We start from the raw sequence: 19,147 nt of genomic DNA, 5'->3' as shown, positions 1-19,147 counted from the left end.
TATTGTAGTAATTATCATTGTGGGCGGGAATGTAAATTTTAAGAACGCCGTACATTTAAACAACACCATTCTTTGCGTTTCCACAGGGTAGCGACGATCCAACCATGTTTTTCTAAAGCGTCAGCAACAGCTTTAGATTGTTCTAGTAAAATACCACTAAAGATTGCCCAAGTGTCAGGTTTAGCGATCGCACTCATTTCTGGAATTAATTCAATAATTACGTTCGCCAGAATATTGCAGACGATGCCATCTACTGGTTTGTCAACTAGTTTCGTCAAAACCTCTACACTTCCCTGTGCAGGTAATAAACGTTCTGAGCTAATGTCATTTAGGGCACTATTGCTGATAGTTGATTGCACGGCTAAAGGGTCTGTATCCACTGCATAGACTTTCTCGGCTCCCAATAGCAGCGCCCCAATGGAAAGGATACCAGAACCACAGCCAATATCCGCAATTACCAGATGTTCATGTTTACCACTATTACCCACAAAGGACTGAGAAACTCCACTCAGCCGCATTTCCAGGGATTCTAAACATAGCTGAGTGGTGGCATGGTTACCCGTACCAAATGCTACACCAGGATCAAGACGAATTACTAACCGTTCCGTGGTTTCTGGTAATGGTAGCCAAGCGGGGTTAATTAGGAAGCGATCGCCTATTTCTTGCGGATGCCAATATTGTTTCCAGCTAGTCGCCCAATCTTCCTCATTAATTAACTGCCATTGTAGTGAGGGAGATGAAACACCTACACAGAGAGCATCTTGACGCAACCACAGCGACAGCGCTGCCAAATCTAATAGTTCTGTTTGAATTGTCGGTAGATAAGCCTTTACTAAAGATGAATTTCCTTTGTTTTCACTAGCTGTACCCCGACAACCAAAATCTTCCAGTCGCCAAAAGATTGAATCTTCGAGGTCTGGCTCACATAAAATCTGTAGTTCCCACCAGGTATTTGCCATCTTTAGTGCTGTTATCGCTAGCGGGGCCTTTAGCCCGTGGTGAGTTTGAGGGAGTTGGGAGTTAGGAGTTAGGAGTTTTCCTTTTTAACTTTTAACTCCTCACTACTCACTCCTAAGTAAGTTGGCGCGAAAAAATCAAAGTATGTTACGAAACGTAAATATCCTTAAAATCTTTACTAGTGACCAATGACAAAGGACAAATGACAGCATTAGCCAGTTAGCTTTAATTGCGCCGACCTACTTAACTTTTCTTGACTCAGCACTCATAGTGTTACTGTATACGCGTCCCGAATACCAGGGACTTTGATAATTTCATCCAAAATGCCCTCTGGTAAAGGGTCATCTATACTCAGAGCCATTACGGCATCACCACGGACGATTTTACGACCTACTTGCATACTAGCAATATTCACATTAAAACTGCCGAGTAGGGAACCAAGTTTACCGATGATCCCTGGCATATCGCGGTGTAGAGTAAACACCATATATTTGCTGGGTGGGACGTTAATCGGGAAACCGTCAACGTCGGTGAGGTGGATTTCCCGCTCACCCAACAAAGCGCCTGTGACCGAATGAGTACCTAAAGTACCCGTGGCTTCCAGATGCAGTGTGCCGGCATAGTCTCGAATGGAAGCATCGCGGGTTTCAATCACCCGAATTCCCCGTTCTTTGGCTTCTATGCTGGCATTTACGTAATTTACTCGTTCCCGCAAAGCTTGGTAAAGTAGTCCTTTGAGGGCAGCTACGATCAAAGGCTGACTTTTGTTGGTCGCGAGTTCCCCTTGCAGTCGAATATTGAGTACTTCCACCCGTCCGCCGGCTAGCTGTCCCACCAGATTACCTAGAGTTTCTGCTAGTTGCATATAAGGTTTGAGTTCTTCCAACACCTCGGGGCCGAGTCCGGGAATGTTGACGGCTGAACGTGCTGGTAGTCCTAAAAGTACATCGCGAATTTGTTCGGCAACATCGATAGCCACATTTACTTGAGCTTCTGCGGTAGAGGCTCCCAAATGGGGGGTGAGGATAACTTCTTTGCCTAGCGATCGCAATTCAGATTCACCCAGTGGTTCTGACTCGAACACATCCAAGGCTGCACCCCCGATTCTACCAGCTTTCAGAGCTGCTGCTAAAGCTACTTCATCAATGATTCCACCACGGGCACAGTTGATAATCCGCGCCGTGGGTTTCATCTTTGCCAGGGTTGTAGCATTGATTAGATGGGTGGTTTCTGGGGTTTTGGGGATGTGTAGGGTAATATAGTCTGCTTGCTGGAAGAGTAAATCTAGCTCCACTAACTGACAGCCAATTTGTTCGGCTCGCTCTGTAGAAATAAAAGGGTCATACGCTAAAAGCTTCATCCCCATTGTCTTCGCTACAGCCGCAACATGGGAGCCAATTTTACCCAAACCGACAACACCGAGAGTTTTTTTGTAGACTTCCGCACCAACAAAGCTATTGCGATCCCACGCACCGCGTTTCACCGAAGCGTTAGCATCGGGGATGTGGCGAGATAAAGCCAAAATCATCGCTAGGGCGTGTTCAGCCGCAGCGATTGTATTTCCCTCTGGAGAATTGACTACCACAATTCCCCGGCGGGTGGCGGCGGGAACATCCACATTATCTACACCTACACCAGCACGACCGATGATTTTTAGCTGGGTGCCGGCTTCAATGATTTCTTGAGTGACGCGCGTACCAGAACGAATCATCAGCGCGTCATACTCACCAATAACTGCGATCAATTCTGCTGGTTTTAGACCTAGTTTGACATCAACGGTAGCAACTTGCGAAAGAATGTCAATCCCAGCTTGGTCTATAGAATCGGAGACAAGAACCTTAGACATGATTATTTCATTTAAAGCTACAGGTTTTGCTGCACAAGACTTTTTAGTTTAGTCTTTATCTGTCGTAATTCAGCAAAAATTATTCGTTTGAATATCAACTTAACCTTTACTTACACTACGTGCTAACGGTATGGAAGCATAAGTTGCTTCCGGTGGTACTGCCTCCTAAGTATTTGAAGATGAGTGGCTGTTAGCACCACCCTGTTGCTAAATATAAAGCATTAATAGCACTAAGCACCTATATATTTATTAATAGTTAAGAGTTACCAAAATTTTATCGGCTGAAGGAACTTCCTTGGTGGATTATAAACGCTTGTATTCTTGACTGGGGTGAGACTTGAGATGAGGCAATGCCATGCACAATCAGGAAACTAGCTAGTAACTATTATATCTGTTTAGTCTTGTCTGTTTTTCAATACCACAAGTGGTATCCCTTAGTCAAAGCAAAACATTGCATCATCGAGATAATCGGATTGTGAGAGTTAGAATTTAGGTATAAAATAATTTTTTTTGCTCATGATTTCAGCAGATTTAAGATTGTATAGTAGTTAAAAGCTACTAATTAGTGTCAGTAGAGTACTTAACATACAGAGTAAACTAGTAATTTGTCAAGCTAATTTTGAGAGTTTGTAGTAAGCACTTGAGTGCTTAAAAAACCAGGACTAAAGTCCTGACTACGAACTCGTTTACGCCTCGCAACTAATGAGACAGACTACTATAGCAGTTCTCCCTTGGGTGCAATACAGTTTTGACCTCTCTCCTAAAAGGAAGAGTCACTGCATTGGGGAGGCCGATGCTGTAAGGGGGAAATTAAAAGTCTCTCTCGTTAACTCGACTTTATCCAAAATTAAGAACTTGGCTCTCTTGATATGACCAAAGCCTAGCTTTTTGGCAAAAACTTTTTCCATGTCACTGATTATCGGTGAAATCGAAAAAGTAGAACTACCGTAGCACAGAGGTTTCAGCGTCAAGTTGAGCGTTGGCAAAAAATGGATAAAGTCGAGGTTAAAGGATGTTTGAAAAGTGTTTCCTTGTGACTTTAGGCACTTCTGATCCCCCCTAACCCACGCCAGTTGCTCATGGGGGAAACCCCCATGCGCTAAAGCGTCTCCCCTTGGGAGAAGACCGCGCTGGCTCCCCTTAAAAAGGGGGGAAGAATCAAAGTCCCCCAATTTATCGGGGGATTTAGGGGGATCAAAAACGTTTTGTAACTGAGAAGAGGACTTTTCAAACATCCTCTTAAAGGAAGAGAGAAATAAAAGTGAGGTTTTCCAGATGACCTGAATTGTCAGGCTATAGTCACATCGCTAGGAGAGAAATCGCTATAATTCTGGTGAGCCAAATAGAGCCAAATATCCTTTGAGTTTTGGGGAAACCAGCCATGTTAGAGTACAACTTGCCAAGGTACTTGCCCTCAGCCGAGGAACTACCAGACTCTGATGAAACGCCTGTGGATAACGAACTGCAAGAATTGATACCAGGCTTGCTGAAGGCGATCCTGCTGATACTTTGGTCAGAACGCATGGATTGGCTCTTTGGGATAGATATGGGTATTTATTATCACCCCGATAAACCGCCCATTGTGCCAGATGGGTTTTTGAGCTTAGGGGTAGAGCGATTTTATGATGAGGAACTGCGTCCTAGTTATGTGTTGTGGGATGAAAATGTTATACCGATTTTCGTCCTAGAAGTAGTTTCCCAAAATTATCGCAAAGAATACACTACTAAATTGGCTGAATATGAGGCTTTAGGTGTACTTTATTACGTGATTTATTCCTCTCGTCGCCGCCGTAAACCGCATCTGGAAGTACATAAGTTAGTTAATGGTAAGTATGAATTGCAAGAGGGAAACCCCGTTTGGCTACCAGAGATTGGCTTAGGAATTGGTTGCGAAAGGGGAAATTATTGCGGTGTAACGCGAGAATGGATGTATTGGTATGATGAGCAAGGACAACGGTATCTCACGCCCGCAGAACAAGTAAAACAAGAGACACAACGCGCTCAACAAGAGACGCAACGCGCTCAACAAGAAGCACAACGCGCTCAACAAGAAGCACAACGCGCTCAACAAGAAGCACAACGCGCTCAACAAGAAGCACAACGCGCTCAACAAGAGACGCAACGCGCTCAACAAGAAGCGCGACGCGCTCAACAAGCAGAACAAAGAGTGCAACAATTAACAGAACAATTAAGAGCGCTGGGAATAGATCCAGATAACCTGGGTTGAAACATTTTGCGATATTTTCAACAAGACTGAAAAATCGGGTTTTTCAGATTTATGTATTTGCTAGAAGTAAGTCGGTGAAAATAAATCAAACTATGTGACGAAACGTAAATAACCTTAAAATCTTTACTAGTGACCAATGACAAAGGACAAATGACAGCCATCACCAGTTAGCTTTAATTGCGCCGACCTACTTAAATCCGGTTTTGCTACTAAAAGCTGTCAGTAAAAAACTATTGCTTTTTAGGAATAACATTCCTGATTCCACTTTTAGTAGAGATAGTATCGCCTTTGTAACGAGGGATGATATGAATACTGGCGTGCATAATATTTTGACCTGCGGCTCGATTGACATTTATTCCTATATTAAAGCCATCAGGTTTAAATTCTGCTTTGAGAATTTCTTGTACTTTGTTCACCATAAACCAGCAAGCAGATTGTTCTTTAAGTGGTAGCTCAAAATAACTGCTAACATGACGTTTGGGAATAATCAGAATATGTCCTTTACTTATAGGATAGCCATCAAAAATTGCATAAGCAGTTGCTGATTCAGTTAATAGTTTGAGACTTTTATGGGGATTACAAAATATACAATAATTAGATGAATTGCGTTGATGATTATAGTGAACATACTCATAGACTTCACGATGTTCATCTAAACAAACTGAAGTGAAGGGAAGTTTGACAATACACTGATAGGTAGGTTTTTTGTGAACATAATGTTCTCTAAAACCTTCTTTTTTGAGATCCCTTCTTACAGCATAATAAGCTTTACCTCCTGGTTTTAATAAGTGTGATACTTCCATCAGAACATTAGTTTGTTCTTCAGTAAATAAAACATTTAAAACATAAAAACAAATTATTGTATCGAATTTAGCATCAGGATATTCTGGAAAATAATAAGGGTCATAGCCTGTAATATCACAACCTTTTTGGCGTAATATTTTAACATCATTACCAAAGCCACAACCAAAGTCTAGTATTTTGCCTTGTAACAGGTTTTGATTTAATAAAAACTGCGCCGGAAATGATAGATAACTTCTTTCGATCGCAGTCAGATGACTGAATTGATTTTTTTGCTGTTTCATGGAATGAATTTTGGTGCTGATGTCCCAAAATTATTATTCCCAGCATTTCTTTAGACATTTGGTGAAAAAGAATTGTTTTGACGTAGCACTGCTACGTCTCTACAAGGTTTCTGGGTAACGCATATTTAATTTCACCAGATGTCTTTTAGGTTATGCGATGTCTACGACGGGCTATGACGCTCGTTGCGCTAAAGCATCTCCCCTTGGGAGAAAACTCGCTTTGCGCGTCGCTTACGGCGTCCCATCAGGGTCAACACCTAACTCACGTAACTTAGCTGCTAATATATCAGCACGTTGGCGTTCTTGTTCAGCACGTTGGCGTTCTTGTTCAGCACGTTGGCGTTCTTGTTCAGCACGTTGGCGTTCTTGTTCAGCACGTTGGCGTTCTTGTTGGGCTTGTTCGCTGCTCCACAACAGCAAATTTCCTTCTGTATCCCACCAGCGCAGCCAATTCATAGTTTGGCATAATCTTTCACCTTGCCAAATTCCGAGAAATAACTCTAACTCAGGAATCCAAAAGCGTCCATTGCTATCTGCTTGCTGCAAGATATATTGTCCATTTTGCAAGGATCGTAGTTCTAGACTTGGTTCGTAGGGGTCGTAAGTTACGTAGGTTGGAACTTGGAGAATCTTTTCATAATAATAGAGTTTACCATAGGGTGGAGTTGAGCGGACTGATAGTTCTCCACCTTCTGTGTCTGAGAGAAATTCCATTACTACAGCCACAGCAGCGCCTTCTAAATTTGGGGTGTAGCTGCGACGAACTACATTTGTTCCCACAGATTGCACTTGAGGAACGTAAAACCAATCAGGGGCTTTAACGACAATTTTTTTGTTGACTGTGGCTACAAGTCCAAAATTAGAGCCAATCAGCATTTGGGGTTGGATGCGTCCTGTGCTTCCCAAAGCGTCGGTAAGCGCAGCAGCGATCGCAGGTTGTTGAATATTTTCCACTGGATCGTCAGGTAAAATGAAGTCGGCTGGAAGTGCTTCCCAAGTTACAGTTGGTTCTTTTTGGATGAGGTTAACTTGTAGAACCATAAAACTACTCCTAGGTACGTTGGTGCGAAAAAAACTCAACTATGTTACAAAACGTAAATAAGCTTAAAACCCTTACTAATGACCAATGACGAATGACAAATGACGAATGACAAATGACAGCCTTAGCCAGTTAACTTTAATTGCGCCGACCTACTTAGTCAAGCACTCAATCTTCAAGCATCTCCAACAATTGCGCCTCGTTTAACTGCGTAATTCCTAAGGACATCGCCTTTTCTAATTTAGAACCGGCATCTTCTCCTAACACTAAATAATCTGTTTTTTTACTGACAGAATCCGTCACTTTCCCCCCAGCTTTTTGAATCAAAGTCTTCGCTTCATCTCGCTTTAAGGTTGGCAATGTTCCCGTAATTACAAAAGTTTTTCCTGCGAACTTTTGATTACCATCACCAACTGTTTTTGTTTCCTCTGTTGCAGTTAATTGCAATCCTTCTGCTTGCAAGCGTTCTATCAACTTTTGATTGGCATCAATCCGAAACCATTGGTACACAGATTGGGCAATTTCAGCACCAATACCGTAAATGCCTTCAATATCTGATTGCTTTGCTGTAGCTAACTGGTCTACAGTGAAATACTTCTGAGTCAACAATTGGGCATTTACACTGCCAACGTGACGGATGCCTAAACCGTACAATACCCTTGACCAAGGTTGATTTTTTGATTGAGCGATCGCATCTACCAATTTCTCTGCCGACTTTTTCCCCATCCTTTCTAATGCAGATAACTTCTCTGCTGTCAACTCATATAAATCGGCAACGGAATGTACCAAGGCTTTATCAACAAGTTGATATACCAACTTTTCCCCTATGCCTTTAATATCTAAGGCATCACGACTTACCCAATGTTCAATGGAACCTTTGAGAATTGCTGCACAGGAAGCATTGACGCACCGAGTCACCGCCTCACCTAATTCTCGCACCACTGGTTGACCGCAGATTGGGCAATGGGTAGGCATAACGAAGGGTTCGGTGTCAGAGGGACGGAGTTCTTTGAGTACCCTCACCACTTCTGGGATGATTTCCCCAGCTTTGCGGACAATCACAGTATCGCCGATGCGGATGTCTAATTGAGCAATGCGATCGCTATTATGTAAAGTAGCGCGAGAAACTGTTGTAAGAGCCAGTTGCACAGGGCGCATCTCGGCTAACGGCGTTAACGCCCCCGTTCTCCCAACATTCACAGCAATATTTTCCACACGGGTAGGCGCTTCTTCGGCTGGGTACTTTAGTGCTACTGCCCAACGGGGGAATTTCTGGGTAAAGCCTAGTTGTTCCTGAAGTTTAAAAGAATTCAGCTTTACTACTACCCCATCAGTCATGTAGGGTAAATTAAGTCGTTTCGTATCCCAGTATTCATAATATTTTACCACGTCTGCGATGGATACACACAGTTTGTGGTTGGGGTTGACTGGAAAACCCATCTTTTTTAACAACTCCAACGCTTCCCATTGGGTATTAGCAATACTGGTGTCATCTCTACCAGGAATGTGCAAAGTGTAGCCAAAGAAATCTAACCGCCGTTTAGCGACAATGCGGGAGTCTAGTTGCCTGAGTGTACCAGCTGCGGCATTCCGGGGATTGGCAAATAATTGCTCACCTGCTTTTTGTCTTTCCTCGTTAATTTGTTTAAATACCTCCAAAGGCAAAAACGCCTCGCCTCGCACTTCCACTTTTTCCAGAATTTCTAAGCCTTCAAAATTCAAACGCAAGGGAATTGAGCGAATTGTCCGCACATTTGGAGTGATATCTTCACCTGTCACCCCATCACCCCTAGTTGCACCCCTAACTAGAATGCCATTTTGGTAGGTAAGAGCTAAAGCAGAACCATCAATTTTGAGTTCACTGACATATTCCACCGAGTCTATTTTCGATACTTGTCGCCGCCAGCGCGTCTCCCATGCTTGTAACTCATCGATATTAAACGCATTTTCCAGACTGTACAGGGGAATGTTATGCCGCACCGAGGTAAACTGAGTATGCCTAAGCTCACCCACCCGTTGAGTCGGACTATCGGGTGCTGTCAACTCTGGATATTGAATTTCCAGTTGTTGCAATTCTCGATATAGCTGGTCATAGACTGCATCCTCCATGATTGGAGCATCTAGGACGTAATAAGCATAGCTTGCTTGTTGCAATAACTGGCGGAGTTCTTCTGTGCGCTTTACTTCAGGCTTAATCTGGGTCATTGACTTATAAGAAAATACTTAGCGAATACAATTTTAAAGATGATCAAAGCTGCTTTGACAGCCTTTGCTTGGATAGCCACGACTTTCTGTCGTCGGGTCAACGAGAAAACACTACGGGCTTTTCCAGGTTACCTAATTTAATCCCAATCATTGCATCCATCGGTAGACCTCAAGACTGCGCAGGTTTTGGCAAAAAAATAAAAATGTGTAGGTTGGGTTAAGCAATGCGTTACCCAACAAAGATAGGACTTACGCAATAACTCTCTGAAACTCTTATTCCTTTGTGTCCTTTGCGGTTCGTTTTTTCATTATTTTGCGTAAGTCCTAAAAGAGAAAGAAAATGTTGGGTTTCGTTCCTCAAACGCCACGTGCTACCCTGCGGGAACGCTAAAAGCGAACAAGTCGGAGAACCCGCAAGGGCGCTGTGGCTCCCCAACCTACGAATATTCTTAACCGAACAGTATTGAATCTATTCCCTCCTTAAAAAGCTTGTCATTTACTGTTTAAAAGATGTTGGTAATGACAAAGCTTTAAAAAGGAGGGTTAGGATCTTCGAGTTTGAAAACAGTCTCTAGTGGTTGGGATTTAGCGATCCCAGTCTTCGACTTCATATAAAAATCGAGTTTTGCCAATCAGTTTACGATTAGCAGAGGTACTTTGGACAAACACAACATACTTTTCTAGGTTACTCGGTTTAATCCGAATCGTTGCATCCATCGGTAGACCTAACATTTCTCGTGCAGCACCTCCTTGGAATAAATCACCTGTTGCTCGATCCATCAAGATAATTTCTTTTTGAGCCTGGATAGTTTCGGTTTTTGTGAATTCGTAGAAACCCCGCCCAACTTTAAAACTCAAACCATTTTCCAATACAAACGCTTTAATTGAAATGTCTTGTTCAACCTCTAAAATCTGGAACCGCCCTGGAGAAACTGCCCGTAAATCAGCCGATTCGTAATAGGATGTTGCTTCCCGGTTCATCATGGTGTTAAATATTTTATTTAACCCACGACTCATGCGTCCTTGGTCAATTACTTCTTGTTCATAAGCTTGTAGTTGTTCATTAGAAGATTGTTGGTAGCAAACTGCTAAAAACAAGTCACTAATATACGAAAACTGGTCTAAGTTGAGATGAAACCCCCCAGACTTTTGTGCAAGTTCTTGATAAAAAGGAGTGGCATGAGGACGATTCAGTGCTTGAACTCCGTAAACTGTAATTTCTGCTTCAGCTAATTTATCTAACTCTTTGCGCCAATTCAATTTTTTCGGATTGTGTGCTGGAGGATGGGGAATATCATCGCCAATCAAAACCAGTGATTTTGTTGCTGACTTTGACCAAGATAAAGATTGGGATTCATATAATACTAATTCGTAACATTCCGGTGCATCTCCACCACCAGTAGGCGCTACATTTTGGACAAAATCACAGATAGCATCAACATCACCAGATAGATTAAATGTTTTGGTGACATAAGTTGAGCCTTCGTCGCAGTAGTCACCATGAGCAATAATGCCAATCCGAATCAAGGAAATTTCGTCTATGAGTCTGGTGACAGTATTTTTGATTTTTCGCCGTACCTGGGTAAGGCAAGGATACATACTTCCAGTTGTATCGAAGCTAAAAACAACCTCAATGTTATTACTTGTCATCCGCTCACCTAAATTAATATTTAATTTTTAACTTAGAAAATTACGAATGGCACGCAATCATGGTTAAAACTTTGACAGGTAAACCCCATTAGAACGGTCTAAAAGCTCAGTTAATGTCCTCACAGAGAAATCACTGAGAAGCTCAGACTCACCCGTAGGGGAATGTGTGGAGTATGTCACCTTTGCAGAACCTCATTTCCCTAAACCCAAATGATTTTGTAACGCTTGGCGCATCACTTCTACAGGCAAATTTTCCTGATTTAACCAGATTTTTAATGCTGCTACCCCTTGTTGGACTAGCATTTCTAATCCATCGATCGCAATTGCGCCTTGTTTTTCAGCCAGATGAAGAAATTGCGTCGGTTTAGGAATATATATTAAATCGTAAGCGATCGCACCTGTTGATAAGTTTGCTATTTCCTCTACACTCAAAGGTGACTCATCAACTTTAGGATACATCCCAATCGGAGTTGCGTTTACCAGCAGATTTGCTTGAGGAATGAGCTTTGGTAATTCCTCCCATTGATGAACCTGGAATTTCTCCGCTAGGGGTGAATTGCTCCAACTATTGCGGAATTCTTGTAATCTCTGCATATTGCGTCCAACAACATGAATTTGGGCAAAACCTAGCTGAGTACAACCTGCTACAACTGCTCTCGCTGCACCACCATTGCCTAAAATTACCGCTACTTTCTGACTCCAATCCTGTTTATATGTTGTCTGCAAAGGGGCGATAAATCCTTCTATATCTGTATTAGTGCCCACCCATTTGTGATTTTGGCGGCTAACAGTATTCACTGCACCGATAGTTTGGGCAATAGGGGTAATTTCTGAGAGGAGAGGTATGATTGCTTGTTTGTGAGGTATGGTAACACTAAAACCGACAACACCAACAGCAGCGAAACCTGCGATCGCCACCTCTAAATTCTGTGGTTCAATCGGAAAAGGCAGATAAATGTAATCTAATCCTAATTGTGCGATGTCTTCTCTAGGAGAGGCTTCTCTTTCAGAGACGCTAACGCCAACGCCAACGACGAGCTGCGCTAACGCAGCATTATGCATCACGGGCGACAGCGAATGTTCCACCGGATATCCAATGACTCCTAGTAGTTTAGTTTTGCCTGTAATTTTTTTTGTCATTTGTCATTTGTCATTTGTCATTTGTCATTTGTCATTTGTCATTTGTCATTTGTCATTTGTCATTTGTCATTTGTTATAGAGCATTGGTAAGCTGTCGCACATTTAAATTATATAATTTTGAGTCTAAAACCCTTCCATAGCCCAGAGGCAGCTAAAAAACTAGATGCGTGGCAGCTCATTTCTCCCTCATCCCCCTCATCCCCCTCATCTCCCTCATCCCCCTCATCCCCCTCATCCCCCTCATCTCCCCACCTAGCCTACAATTATTAAAAGCTACTTAACATTTCTTTGAATCATGCAGACAACTACAGCCCCCTCTACAACTCCAACACCTGGTAAATATTGGCAGTGGCGCGGGCACAACGTTTACTATGTGCGTGCGGGAGAGAAACAATCGCAACGTCCGCCTTTGCTTTTGGTACATGGATTTGGTGCTTCCACAGACCACTGGCGCAAGAATATCACAGGATTGTGTCAAGATTTTGAAGTATTTGCGATCGACCTTTTGGGATTCGGGCGATCGGCAAAACCAAAATTGCAGTACAGTGGCGACTTGTGGCGCGACCAACTCCATGATTTTATCAGCGAAGTGATTGGTCAAAAAGCAGTATTAGCCGGTAATTCCCTTGGTGGTTATGCTTGCTTGTGTGTTGCAGCCCAACGTCCTGACAGTGCAGCTGGTTTAGTTTTGCTCAATAGTGCCGGGCCTTTTAGCGAAAGCCAACCCACATCTGAACCGGAAGCTTTGCAAAGTGAAATTCAGCCACCCAAACAACCCTCTTCTTTAGAGAAACTTTTGGGTGACTCAGTTAAATGGATTTTTCAACAACCTTTAGCTCAGTTTGTGTTATTTCAATACGTGCGACAACGTTGGGTAATTCGCCAAACTTTAGAAAAGGTATATCTTGATAAAAGTGCGATTACAGATCAATTGATAGAAGAAATTTCTCGTCCTGCTTTTGATGCGGGTGCGTTGGATGTATTTGTCTCAGTTTTTAGCAGTCCTCAAGGTGAAAAAGTTGATGTGCTATTGAAGCAATTAAGTTGTTCTTTATTGATGTTGTGGGGAGAAGCCGATCCTTGGATAAATGCTAAAGAACGTTCTCAAAAGTTTCGTCAATATTGTCCGGAATTGACAGAACATTTTTTAACAGCAGGTCATTGTCCTCATGATGAAATACCGGATAGAGTAAATCAACTTTTACAAGATTGGGTTTTGTCTATTGCCAGTGATATTAAATTTCACTAGAAAATGTTGTTGAGAAACAGCATCTAGCCGACGACGCCCGTCGATAAAAATGAGGCGATTAGGCAGCGATCGCGCCTCTTGAGACTGAAAATAGTTCTCAAGAGACATTACCTTGTGTTTTGCTTCGTAAATTATCTGTTATTAATGTTACTCGCAACCACCGAACAATTGCCAGTTTTATGGATTATTCAGTCTTGGTAATTTTTGTTGATGGCTATGGACATAGGAACGAACACACCTCATTGCAGAAAGGGCGATCGCTAAAGGAGCGCATTGTTTTAATTGAGTCAGCATCCTCAATTCCTACCCACATTTTTTACCACCTTGCCAAGTTTCCATTGGGTATGATTTGCACATCAGAAGTACCTAGCGTAGGCGTCAAGGCTATGTCATTCTTATCTAGCCCGCCTCAGAATGAATTCTGAGTCTAATAGCCAAAGTAGTCTTTAGACTAAGTAAGTCGGCAAGAATAAATAAAACTATATGACGAAACGTAAATACACCTGAAACTCTTATAAATGACGAAGGACAAGTGACAAATGACAGCCTTAGCCAGTTAGCTTTATTTGCGTCGCTCTACTTACTGAGAAAAGGTTATAGTCCGTTAAAACAGACTATAGCTATAAGAGAGGAACTTCAGTTGCGGGTGGTTTATGTCTAGAATAAAATAGCCCTGGCGACGCCGAATAGCCCGTCGTAGTCATCGCTTTTCCATAACTGCTTCTTAATTCATTTCCTTGGATAGGTTCACACTTGATCGGTTTTAGCTAGAAATTAAATCAGAGTTACAGTAGATGCAGATGGAATTGACTACAACTTTTCATGCTCTCAAAGAATGGGCAGTCGCCGTAAATGCCTTGGAAAGCGGCAAAACAATTATGCTACTCCGCAAAGGTGGTATCCATGAACGAAATGGACATTTCCAAGTTGCCCACAAGCAAATTTTGCTTTACCCTACTTATGAACATCAACAAGCTTTCATGCTGAAAGCAGAGTATGCCAATCATGTTTATCCAGTAACATCAGGTTGGCATCCAGAAACAGTTCGCATCGGCAGTTGGGCTGAAATTACGGATATTTTGCCAGTTAGTAACGAGTCTATTGTCAACGCCTTGCTTCCCTTCCATATTTGGAACGAGCATTTTATTAGCGATCGCCTCAAATGGAAACCACGTCAGCCTCTTTATATTCTCCTCTTACGGACATATAAACTACCCCAAGAGCAAGAAATTCCCTATTACGCCAAATACGCTGGCTGTAAGTCATGGATTGATTTAGATCAACAAATTGAGTTGCAAGCAGCAAAACCAGTTTTATCTAACTTTGCATACACCGAACTAGTAGAGACAATTCGCGGTATTATCGGCGATAAGTTGTATGCTCCATCCTTCTAATAACCCAAGCGCTGCCCAAATCCTCGACTTCTTGAACAAGTTTTAGAAAAACAAATAGTCTGATTGGGAAACTCAGCCAAAACAGTAGTTGTTGTTACACCCAAACAGAAAAAGCGCGGATAACATAAGAAAAATCTTCACTAGAAACAAGGGGAAGCAAAGCTGTTTATTTACACTTTGGCTCAAAAAATTATCCCACTAGGGTGATGTATGGGTTGACAAAAGTTTGATATTATGCAGTAGTGATTAGCTAAAAGCAAAGGAGTTTGCAATGCATCGACAAATGTGCTGGTTATCTAAGTCTGGTGGCGACGGAGAGAAAATTTTGTATTTGCAGACAGAACCAAGTCAAGGTTGGCGTCCCTACACAGCTTTTGGACATTTTGCAGTCCCCGATTATCAAATACCAGGTGGTTCTAGAGGTTGGGCAACTTATCAAAAACTTCTCAAAGCAGGCTGGACACTAGTACCCAGCGCACGGGCAAACGAATTTGGCAGCAGCTACGCAGAGTCAACAATCCAAAATCAATAAGGGCATTGGGTATTGGGCATTAGTTATTTTCCTCATCCGCCTCATCTTTACCACTCCCCACTGACCAGTCCCTCATCTCCGTCACAAACCTCTGGGCGAACTTTCCCCGCGAGGATCAGCCGCCCCTTCTACAATTCCATCAGGTGTAACAGCGATCGCCTTGTACCCCAGAAAAAAGCCGTGCTGTGTTGGCTCAAATAATCTCACGCCATCAACACCTGCAATACAGAATGTTTGACTTTTATATAGGAATCATATTTGATTTCTGAAAAAATCTAAGTATTTGTAGGGTGTGTTAGGCGTAAGCCGTAACGCACCATTCCAAGCTTGTGGTGTCGTACTTTCGTCTAACACATCCTACGTATATTTCCAAAATAAAATAAGCTTTTCGAGCCATTGTCTACTAAATAAATACACTGCCTTAAAAGTATCCTATCTTTCAATACGCTTGGGTTAAGGCTAAAATTCTTTGCCAAAGTCAATTTTTTTTACGAACCGCCATCGCGTAGCGTCTCCCCTTCTCCCAAAGGGAGAGGCTAGCGCCAAGGGAGAAGGACGCCAAGGACGCAAAGAGAAGAAAGAAATGCTTAACCCAAGCATATTGTCCTATCTTTGCCATTTTATTATTAGTCATCTCCGAAAAAGAACGTAGAGACGTAGCACTGCTACGTCTCTACAAAGGTTCTGGGTAACGCATATTTAACTTCACCAGATGTCTATTTACTTTATAAATAGCCTCTGAATAATCCCTGTGCTTGAGAAACGGTGTTACCTCCACTGGATAAGGGTTTGAGATTATTTTTCACTCCTATGTCTAATAGACACGTCCGTATAATTAGTTATCATTACCACAGTCATTGCACCCCACACGCCAGTCGCTCATGTTTATGGTAGATTTGTTACTGCTCACAATCCTGGGGTTCCTGGGGAGTTTTGGGCATTGCTTTGGGATGTGTGGCCCCCTAACGGTGGCGTTTTCTCTGTCTCATCAGCCGAAACGGGCATCATCCATAGAAAAGTCCAATACTTGGCAACAGCAATTAAAATTTCATATCTTGCTAAACCTGGGGCGGATGTTGAGCTATGCTCTAGTCGGTGCTGGCATTGGGGCACTGGGTTCGGTATTGCTGCAAGGTGGACAGCTAGCGGGTGTTGGTAGCGACTTCCGGCGCTGGATGGCAATTTTGACTGGTGTAATGCTGATTTGGTTTGGGTTAAAACAAGTAAAACCTGATTTATTGCCGCCCATTCCTGTGTTACATCCCCTCTTGCAAGGTAGTTTACACGATCGCCTCAGCAGAGGAATGCTTAAGCTTTCCTTAAAAACCAAATGGTGGACGCCAATGCTTTTGGGAATGACTTGGGGTTTAATGCCGTGTGGTTTCTTGTATGCTGCCCAAATTAAAGCTGCTGAAACTGGTAATTTATGGATGGGTGGGGCAACTATGCTGGCTTTTGGCTTGGGAACCCTGCCGACTATGCTAGGTGTCGGCGTTTCTACCTCTTTGGTAAGTAAAGACAGGCGCAGTCAGTTGTTTCGGTTAGGCGGCTGGGTAACACTCACCATTGGCGTTATCACCTTGTTGCGGACTGGTGACACAATGGTAGATTACACCGGACACGCCGCATTAATCTGCTTAATCTTGGCATTAATTGCGCGTCCCATTAGTGGTTTGTGGGCTTCACCACTGCGTTACCGTCGGGGTTTGGGAGTGGGTGCTTTTGTGCTTTCTGTGGTTCACACCCTCCACATGATAGAACACTCTTTGCAATGGAATTTTGCCGCCTTTTTTTTCCTGCCGCCAGAATTTCAGTGGGGTATGGCTGCGGGTGCTGTAGCATTGGTATTAATGTCCCCCGCCGCTTTAACGAGTTGGGAATCATTGCAGAAATCCTTGGGCAAGCGTTGGCGACAGATTCATCTATTGGGTGTGCCAGCCTTGCTCTTGAGTGCCATTCATACTGTGTTGATTGGTTCCCATTATCTGGGTTCCTTACAATCAACTTGGGGAAATAAATTAGCGGCAGTACTTATGGGAATTGTTACCCTCGGTGTTTTGATGGTACGTTCGCGCTTTTTTTGGTCAAAGTTAGGCGTAGAAAAGTTTTATGTTCCCCCAACCAAATCGCGGTAAATCATCCTTATTTTCTGACTCCATCTCAACGAGTCAAAAACACAGGCGTTACCTGCTTAAAGGCATTTCTTGGCATCAAGGAACAATAAAGTATTTATTATTCCTGAGTTGCTTAGTTATATCAATAACTAATCTTTACCCGGCCTCTGCTCATAAAGTAGAGATATCTGGAGATGTCGGTGGTACTCTCCACATTGAACCAAATGATAATCCCCGTGCTGGAGAACCAAGCCAAGCCTGGTTTGCACTTACCCGCAGAGGTGGAAAGGTAATTCCCCTCTCACAGTGCAATTGTCAGTTGGCTGTTTATGCCGAACCCTATGCAGCCGGAGAGCCACCACTGTTAGAACCACAGTTAGAACCTGTGGCCGCTGAACGCTATCAAGGCATTCCAGGTGCAGAAATTGTCTTTCCCAAGGCAGGTATTTATGAGTTGCAACTAAATGGGAAACCAGTTTCTGGGGCAAGATTCAGACCCTTTGAGTTCAAATTTGAAGTTACTGTGGCAAGTGGTTCTGCACAGAATACACGAAACTTGCGAGATGTCAATGGTGATTTAGTAGAGAGTGAATCTCAGCAATTACCACTTTGGGCGATCGCACTTCCAATCTTAGGATTTGTTGCCATCTTAGTTGTGGTGCTGCAAAGTATGAGGAGGAGTGGGGAGTAGAGAGTAGGGCAATACGGTTCGGATAAGATTCGATCCCCCCAACCCCCCGATGAATTGGGGGGCTAAGAATGGCTCTATTTTCCCCCTTTTGGAGGACTATCCACCTTAACCGAACCGTATTGGGAAGTAGGGGGAGACAATCGAGCAATTTTTTTCCTTGTCCTTGTTGTCTCCCTCATCCCCGAAGTCGTCCTCTTGCGATTAAATGCCAATGCGATCGCTTGGTTGAAGCTACAATTAATAATCGAGAAATCAGGTCACACTCTATCTGCCATGACCACCACTACAAAAAAGCTCAACCTTGAGGAGTATCTAACCTATGATGACGGGACAGATACCCGCTATGAGATGGTGGATGGAGAACTTGTAGCAATGCCTCCAGAAACGGATAGAAATAATTTAATTTCCTTGTATTTACTGTCAGAATTCTTAAAGTTTGTACCAATCCGTCTCATCCGTCACAAAGATACAGAAATTATAGTCACGGGAAATCGAGTGCGACTACCAGACTTGATGATATTGACTGAGGAGTTATTTACGGCAATCGGGGGTAGGCGAGCAACGATTACCATAGATATGCCATCCCCTGCACTAGTGGTTGAAGTTGTCTCCCCTGGTAAAGTTAATGAAGACCGAGACTACCGCTACAAGCGCTCTGAGTATGCAGCTAGGGGAATTCCTGAATACTGGATTGTTGATTTTGCGAAACAACAGGTTATCGTGCTGACGTTGGTAGATGGACTGTATGAAGAAGCTGTATTTCAGAATAGCGATCGGATTAAATCACTATATTTTCCTCAGTTAACACTGACTGTCGCCGAAGTCTTAAACTGGTAGACTTACTCTCAATACGGTTCGTATCCCAAGGTAGGTAGAAACCCTCTGCCGTTGTATCTGGCTTAATTCAATTACGAATTACGAACTTGTACTGAGCGTAGCCGAAGTATTACGAACTTGTGCCGACTTGTACTGAGCGGCGTCGAAGTAGCGAAGTCGAGGTATTACGAATTATTTTTAT

Annotated in this window: 17 protein-coding genes; 9 read left to right on the top strand and 8 right to left on the bottom strand. The window is 43.0% G+C overall.

The features are described 5' to 3' along the window. Nucleotides 1–38 precede the first annotated feature (38 nt). Both prmA and serA read right to left on the bottom strand, forming a co-directional pair. Nucleotides 39–959, bottom strand: a complete 921-nt coding sequence (prmA, locus tag LC605_RS07255; protein WP_229546882.1) for a 50S ribosomal protein L11 methyltransferase — start codon at nucleotides 957–959, stop codon at nucleotides 39–41. Nucleotides 960–1,222: 263 nt separating this feature from the next. Next, nucleotides 1,223–2,803: a phosphoglycerate dehydrogenase gene (gene serA, locus LC605_RS07250; protein WP_229546881.1), complete on the bottom strand. Its 1,581-nt coding sequence runs from the start codon at nucleotides 2,801–2,803 to the stop codon at nucleotides 1,223–1,225. 1,381 nt (nucleotides 2,804–4,184) lie between these two features. Here serA and LC605_RS07245 point away from each other — a divergent pair. Beyond that, nucleotides 4,185–5,030, top strand: a complete 846-nt coding sequence (locus LC605_RS07245; protein WP_229546880.1) for a Uma2 family endonuclease — start codon at nucleotides 4,185–4,187, stop codon at nucleotides 5,028–5,030. 230 nt (nucleotides 5,031–5,260) lie between these two features. Here the strand turns inward: LC605_RS07245 and LC605_RS07240 are convergent, their stop codons facing one another. The 5 genes from LC605_RS07240 to LC605_RS07220 form a co-directional block, all read right to left on the bottom strand. Next, nucleotides 5,261–6,115 carry an HIT family protein gene (locus LC605_RS07240; RefSeq protein WP_229546879.1) on the bottom strand — a complete coding sequence of 285 codons (855 nt, stop codon included), beginning with the start codon at nucleotides 6,113–6,115 and terminating at the stop codon, nucleotides 5,261–5,263. A gap of 231 nt (nucleotides 6,116–6,346) precedes the next feature. Then, a complete protein-coding gene (locus LC605_RS07235) occupies nucleotides 6,347–7,156 on the bottom strand; it encodes a Uma2 family endonuclease (RefSeq protein ID WP_229546878.1) in 810 nt (269 codons plus the stop codon). A 166-nt stretch (nucleotides 7,157–7,322) separates the two neighbouring features. Continuing rightward, nucleotides 7,323–9,359 (bottom strand): NAD-dependent DNA ligase LigA, encoded by a 2,037-nt coding sequence (ligA, locus tag LC605_RS07230; protein WP_229546877.1) that lies wholly within the window; start codon nucleotides 9,357–9,359, stop codon nucleotides 7,323–7,325. Between the two features lie 585 nt (nucleotides 9,360–9,944). Further along, the gene (locus LC605_RS07225) at nucleotides 9,945–11,009 is read right to left on the bottom strand and encodes a vWA domain-containing protein (RefSeq protein ID WP_229546876.1); all 1,065 of its coding nucleotides are present in this window, start codon (nucleotides 11,007–11,009) and stop codon (nucleotides 9,945–9,947) included. Between the two features lie 192 nt (nucleotides 11,010–11,201). Next, nucleotides 11,202–12,149: a shikimate dehydrogenase gene (locus LC605_RS07220; protein WP_229546875.1), complete on the bottom strand. Its 948-nt coding sequence runs from the start codon at nucleotides 12,147–12,149 to the stop codon at nucleotides 11,202–11,204. A gap of 117 nt (nucleotides 12,150–12,266) precedes the next feature. Here LC605_RS07220 and LC605_RS07215 point away from each other — a divergent pair, with 117 nt between their 5' ends. The 5 genes from LC605_RS07215 (at nucleotide 12,267) to LC605_RS07195 (ending at nucleotide 15,324) form a co-directional block, all read left to right on the top strand. Next, nucleotides 12,267–12,419 carry a hypothetical protein gene (locus LC605_RS07215; RefSeq protein ID WP_229546874.1) on the top strand — a complete coding sequence of 51 codons (153 nt, stop codon included), beginning with the start codon at nucleotides 12,267–12,269 and terminating at the stop codon, nucleotides 12,417–12,419. 25 nt (nucleotides 12,420–12,444) lie between these two features. Beyond that, nucleotides 12,445–13,398 carry an alpha/beta fold hydrolase gene (locus LC605_RS07210; protein ID WP_229546873.1) on the top strand — a complete coding sequence of 318 codons (954 nt, stop codon included), beginning with the start codon at nucleotides 12,445–12,447 and terminating at the stop codon, nucleotides 13,396–13,398. Between the two features lie 179 nt (nucleotides 13,399–13,577). Then, nucleotides 13,578–13,823, top strand: coding sequence for a hypothetical protein (locus LC605_RS07205; RefSeq protein ID WP_229546872.1), 246 nt, complete (start codon nucleotides 13,578–13,580; stop codon nucleotides 13,821–13,823). Between the two features lie 369 nt (nucleotides 13,824–14,192). After that, complete coding sequence (locus LC605_RS07200; RefSeq protein WP_229546871.1) at nucleotides 14,193–14,792, top strand: DUF1802 family protein; 600 nt, start codon at nucleotides 14,193–14,195, stop codon at nucleotides 14,790–14,792. 271 nt (nucleotides 14,793–15,063) lie between these two features. Beyond that, nucleotides 15,064–15,324: a hypothetical protein gene (locus LC605_RS07195; protein WP_229546870.1), complete on the top strand. Its 261-nt coding sequence runs from the start codon at nucleotides 15,064–15,066 to the stop codon at nucleotides 15,322–15,324. An 81-nt stretch (nucleotides 15,325–15,405) separates the two neighbouring features. Here the strand turns inward: LC605_RS07195 and LC605_RS32840 are convergent, their stop codons facing one another. Next, complete coding sequence (locus LC605_RS32840) at nucleotides 15,406–15,531, bottom strand: hypothetical protein (RefSeq protein ID WP_267868448.1); 126 nt, start codon at nucleotides 15,529–15,531, stop codon at nucleotides 15,406–15,408. A 680-nt stretch (nucleotides 15,532–16,211) separates the two neighbouring features. Here LC605_RS32840 and LC605_RS07190 point away from each other — a divergent pair. From LC605_RS07190 to LC605_RS07180, 3 genes are all read left to right on the top strand, one after another. After that, nucleotides 16,212–17,459: a sulfite exporter TauE/SafE family protein gene (locus LC605_RS07190; protein ID WP_229546899.1), complete on the top strand. Its 1,248-nt coding sequence runs from the start codon at nucleotides 16,212–16,214 to the stop codon at nucleotides 17,457–17,459. Next, a complete protein-coding gene (locus LC605_RS07185; RefSeq protein WP_229546869.1) occupies nucleotides 17,434–18,129 on the top strand; it encodes a hypothetical protein in 696 nt (231 codons plus the stop codon). Before LC605_RS07190 ends, LC605_RS07185 begins: the two co-directional genes overlap by 26 nt. Before the next feature lie 273 nt (nucleotides 18,130–18,402). Continuing rightward, nucleotides 18,403–18,966, top strand: a complete 564-nt coding sequence (locus tag LC605_RS07180; protein WP_229546898.1) for a Uma2 family endonuclease — start codon at nucleotides 18,403–18,405, stop codon at nucleotides 18,964–18,966. Nucleotides 18,967–19,147: the final 181 nt, after the last annotated feature.

Source organism: Nostoc sp. CHAB 5836, from assembly GCF_020829445.1.
Lineage (GTDB): Bacteria > Cyanobacteriota > Cyanobacteriia > Cyanobacteriales > Nostocaceae > Nostoc.
This window is presented reverse-complemented; position numbering and strand designations above follow the sequence as displayed.

Bases quoted from the DNA above. Each gene is read 5' to 3' on its own strand.
- prmA (WP_229546882.1), bottom strand. From the start codon at position 959: ATGGCAAATACCTGGTGGGAACTACAGATTTTATGTGAGCCAGACCTC.
- serA (WP_229546881.1), bottom strand. From the start codon at position 2,803: ATGTCTAAGGTTCTTGTCTCCGATTCTATAGACCAAGCTGGGATTGAC.
- LC605_RS07245 (WP_229546880.1), top strand. From the start codon at position 4,185: ATGTTAGAGTACAACTTGCCAAGGTACTTGCCCTCAGCCGAGGAACTA.
- LC605_RS07240 (WP_229546879.1), bottom strand. From the start codon at position 6,115: ATGAAACAGCAAAAAAATCAATTCAGTCATCTGACTGCGATCGAAAGA.
- LC605_RS07235 (WP_229546878.1), bottom strand. From the start codon at position 7,156: ATGGTTCTACAAGTTAACCTCATCCAAAAAGAACCAACTGTAACTTGG.
- ligA (WP_229546877.1), bottom strand. From the start codon at position 9,359: ATGACCCAGATTAAGCCTGAAGTAAAGCGCACAGAAGAACTCCGCCAG.
- LC605_RS07225 (WP_229546876.1), bottom strand. From the start codon at position 11,009: ATGACAAGTAATAACATTGAGGTTGTTTTTAGCTTCGATACAACTGGA.
- LC605_RS07220 (WP_229546875.1), bottom strand. From the start codon at position 12,149: ATGACAAAAAAAATTACAGGCAAAACTAAACTACTAGGAGTCATTGGA.
- LC605_RS07210 (WP_229546873.1), top strand. From the start codon at position 12,445: ATGCAGACAACTACAGCCCCCTCTACAACTCCAACACCTGGTAAATAT.
- LC605_RS07205 (WP_229546872.1), top strand. From the start codon at position 13,578: ATGGATTATTCAGTCTTGGTAATTTTTGTTGATGGCTATGGACATAGG.
- LC605_RS07200 (WP_229546871.1), top strand. From the start codon at position 14,193: ATGCAGATGGAATTGACTACAACTTTTCATGCTCTCAAAGAATGGGCA.
- LC605_RS07195 (WP_229546870.1), top strand. From the start codon at position 15,064: ATGCATCGACAAATGTGCTGGTTATCTAAGTCTGGTGGCGACGGAGAG.
- LC605_RS07190 (WP_229546899.1), top strand. From the start codon at position 16,212: ATGGTAGATTTGTTACTGCTCACAATCCTGGGGTTCCTGGGGAGTTTT.
- LC605_RS07185 (WP_229546869.1), top strand. From the start codon at position 17,434: ATGTTCCCCCAACCAAATCGCGGTAAATCATCCTTATTTTCTGACTCC.
- LC605_RS07180 (WP_229546898.1), top strand. From the start codon at position 18,403: ATGACCACCACTACAAAAAAGCTCAACCTTGAGGAGTATCTAACCTAT.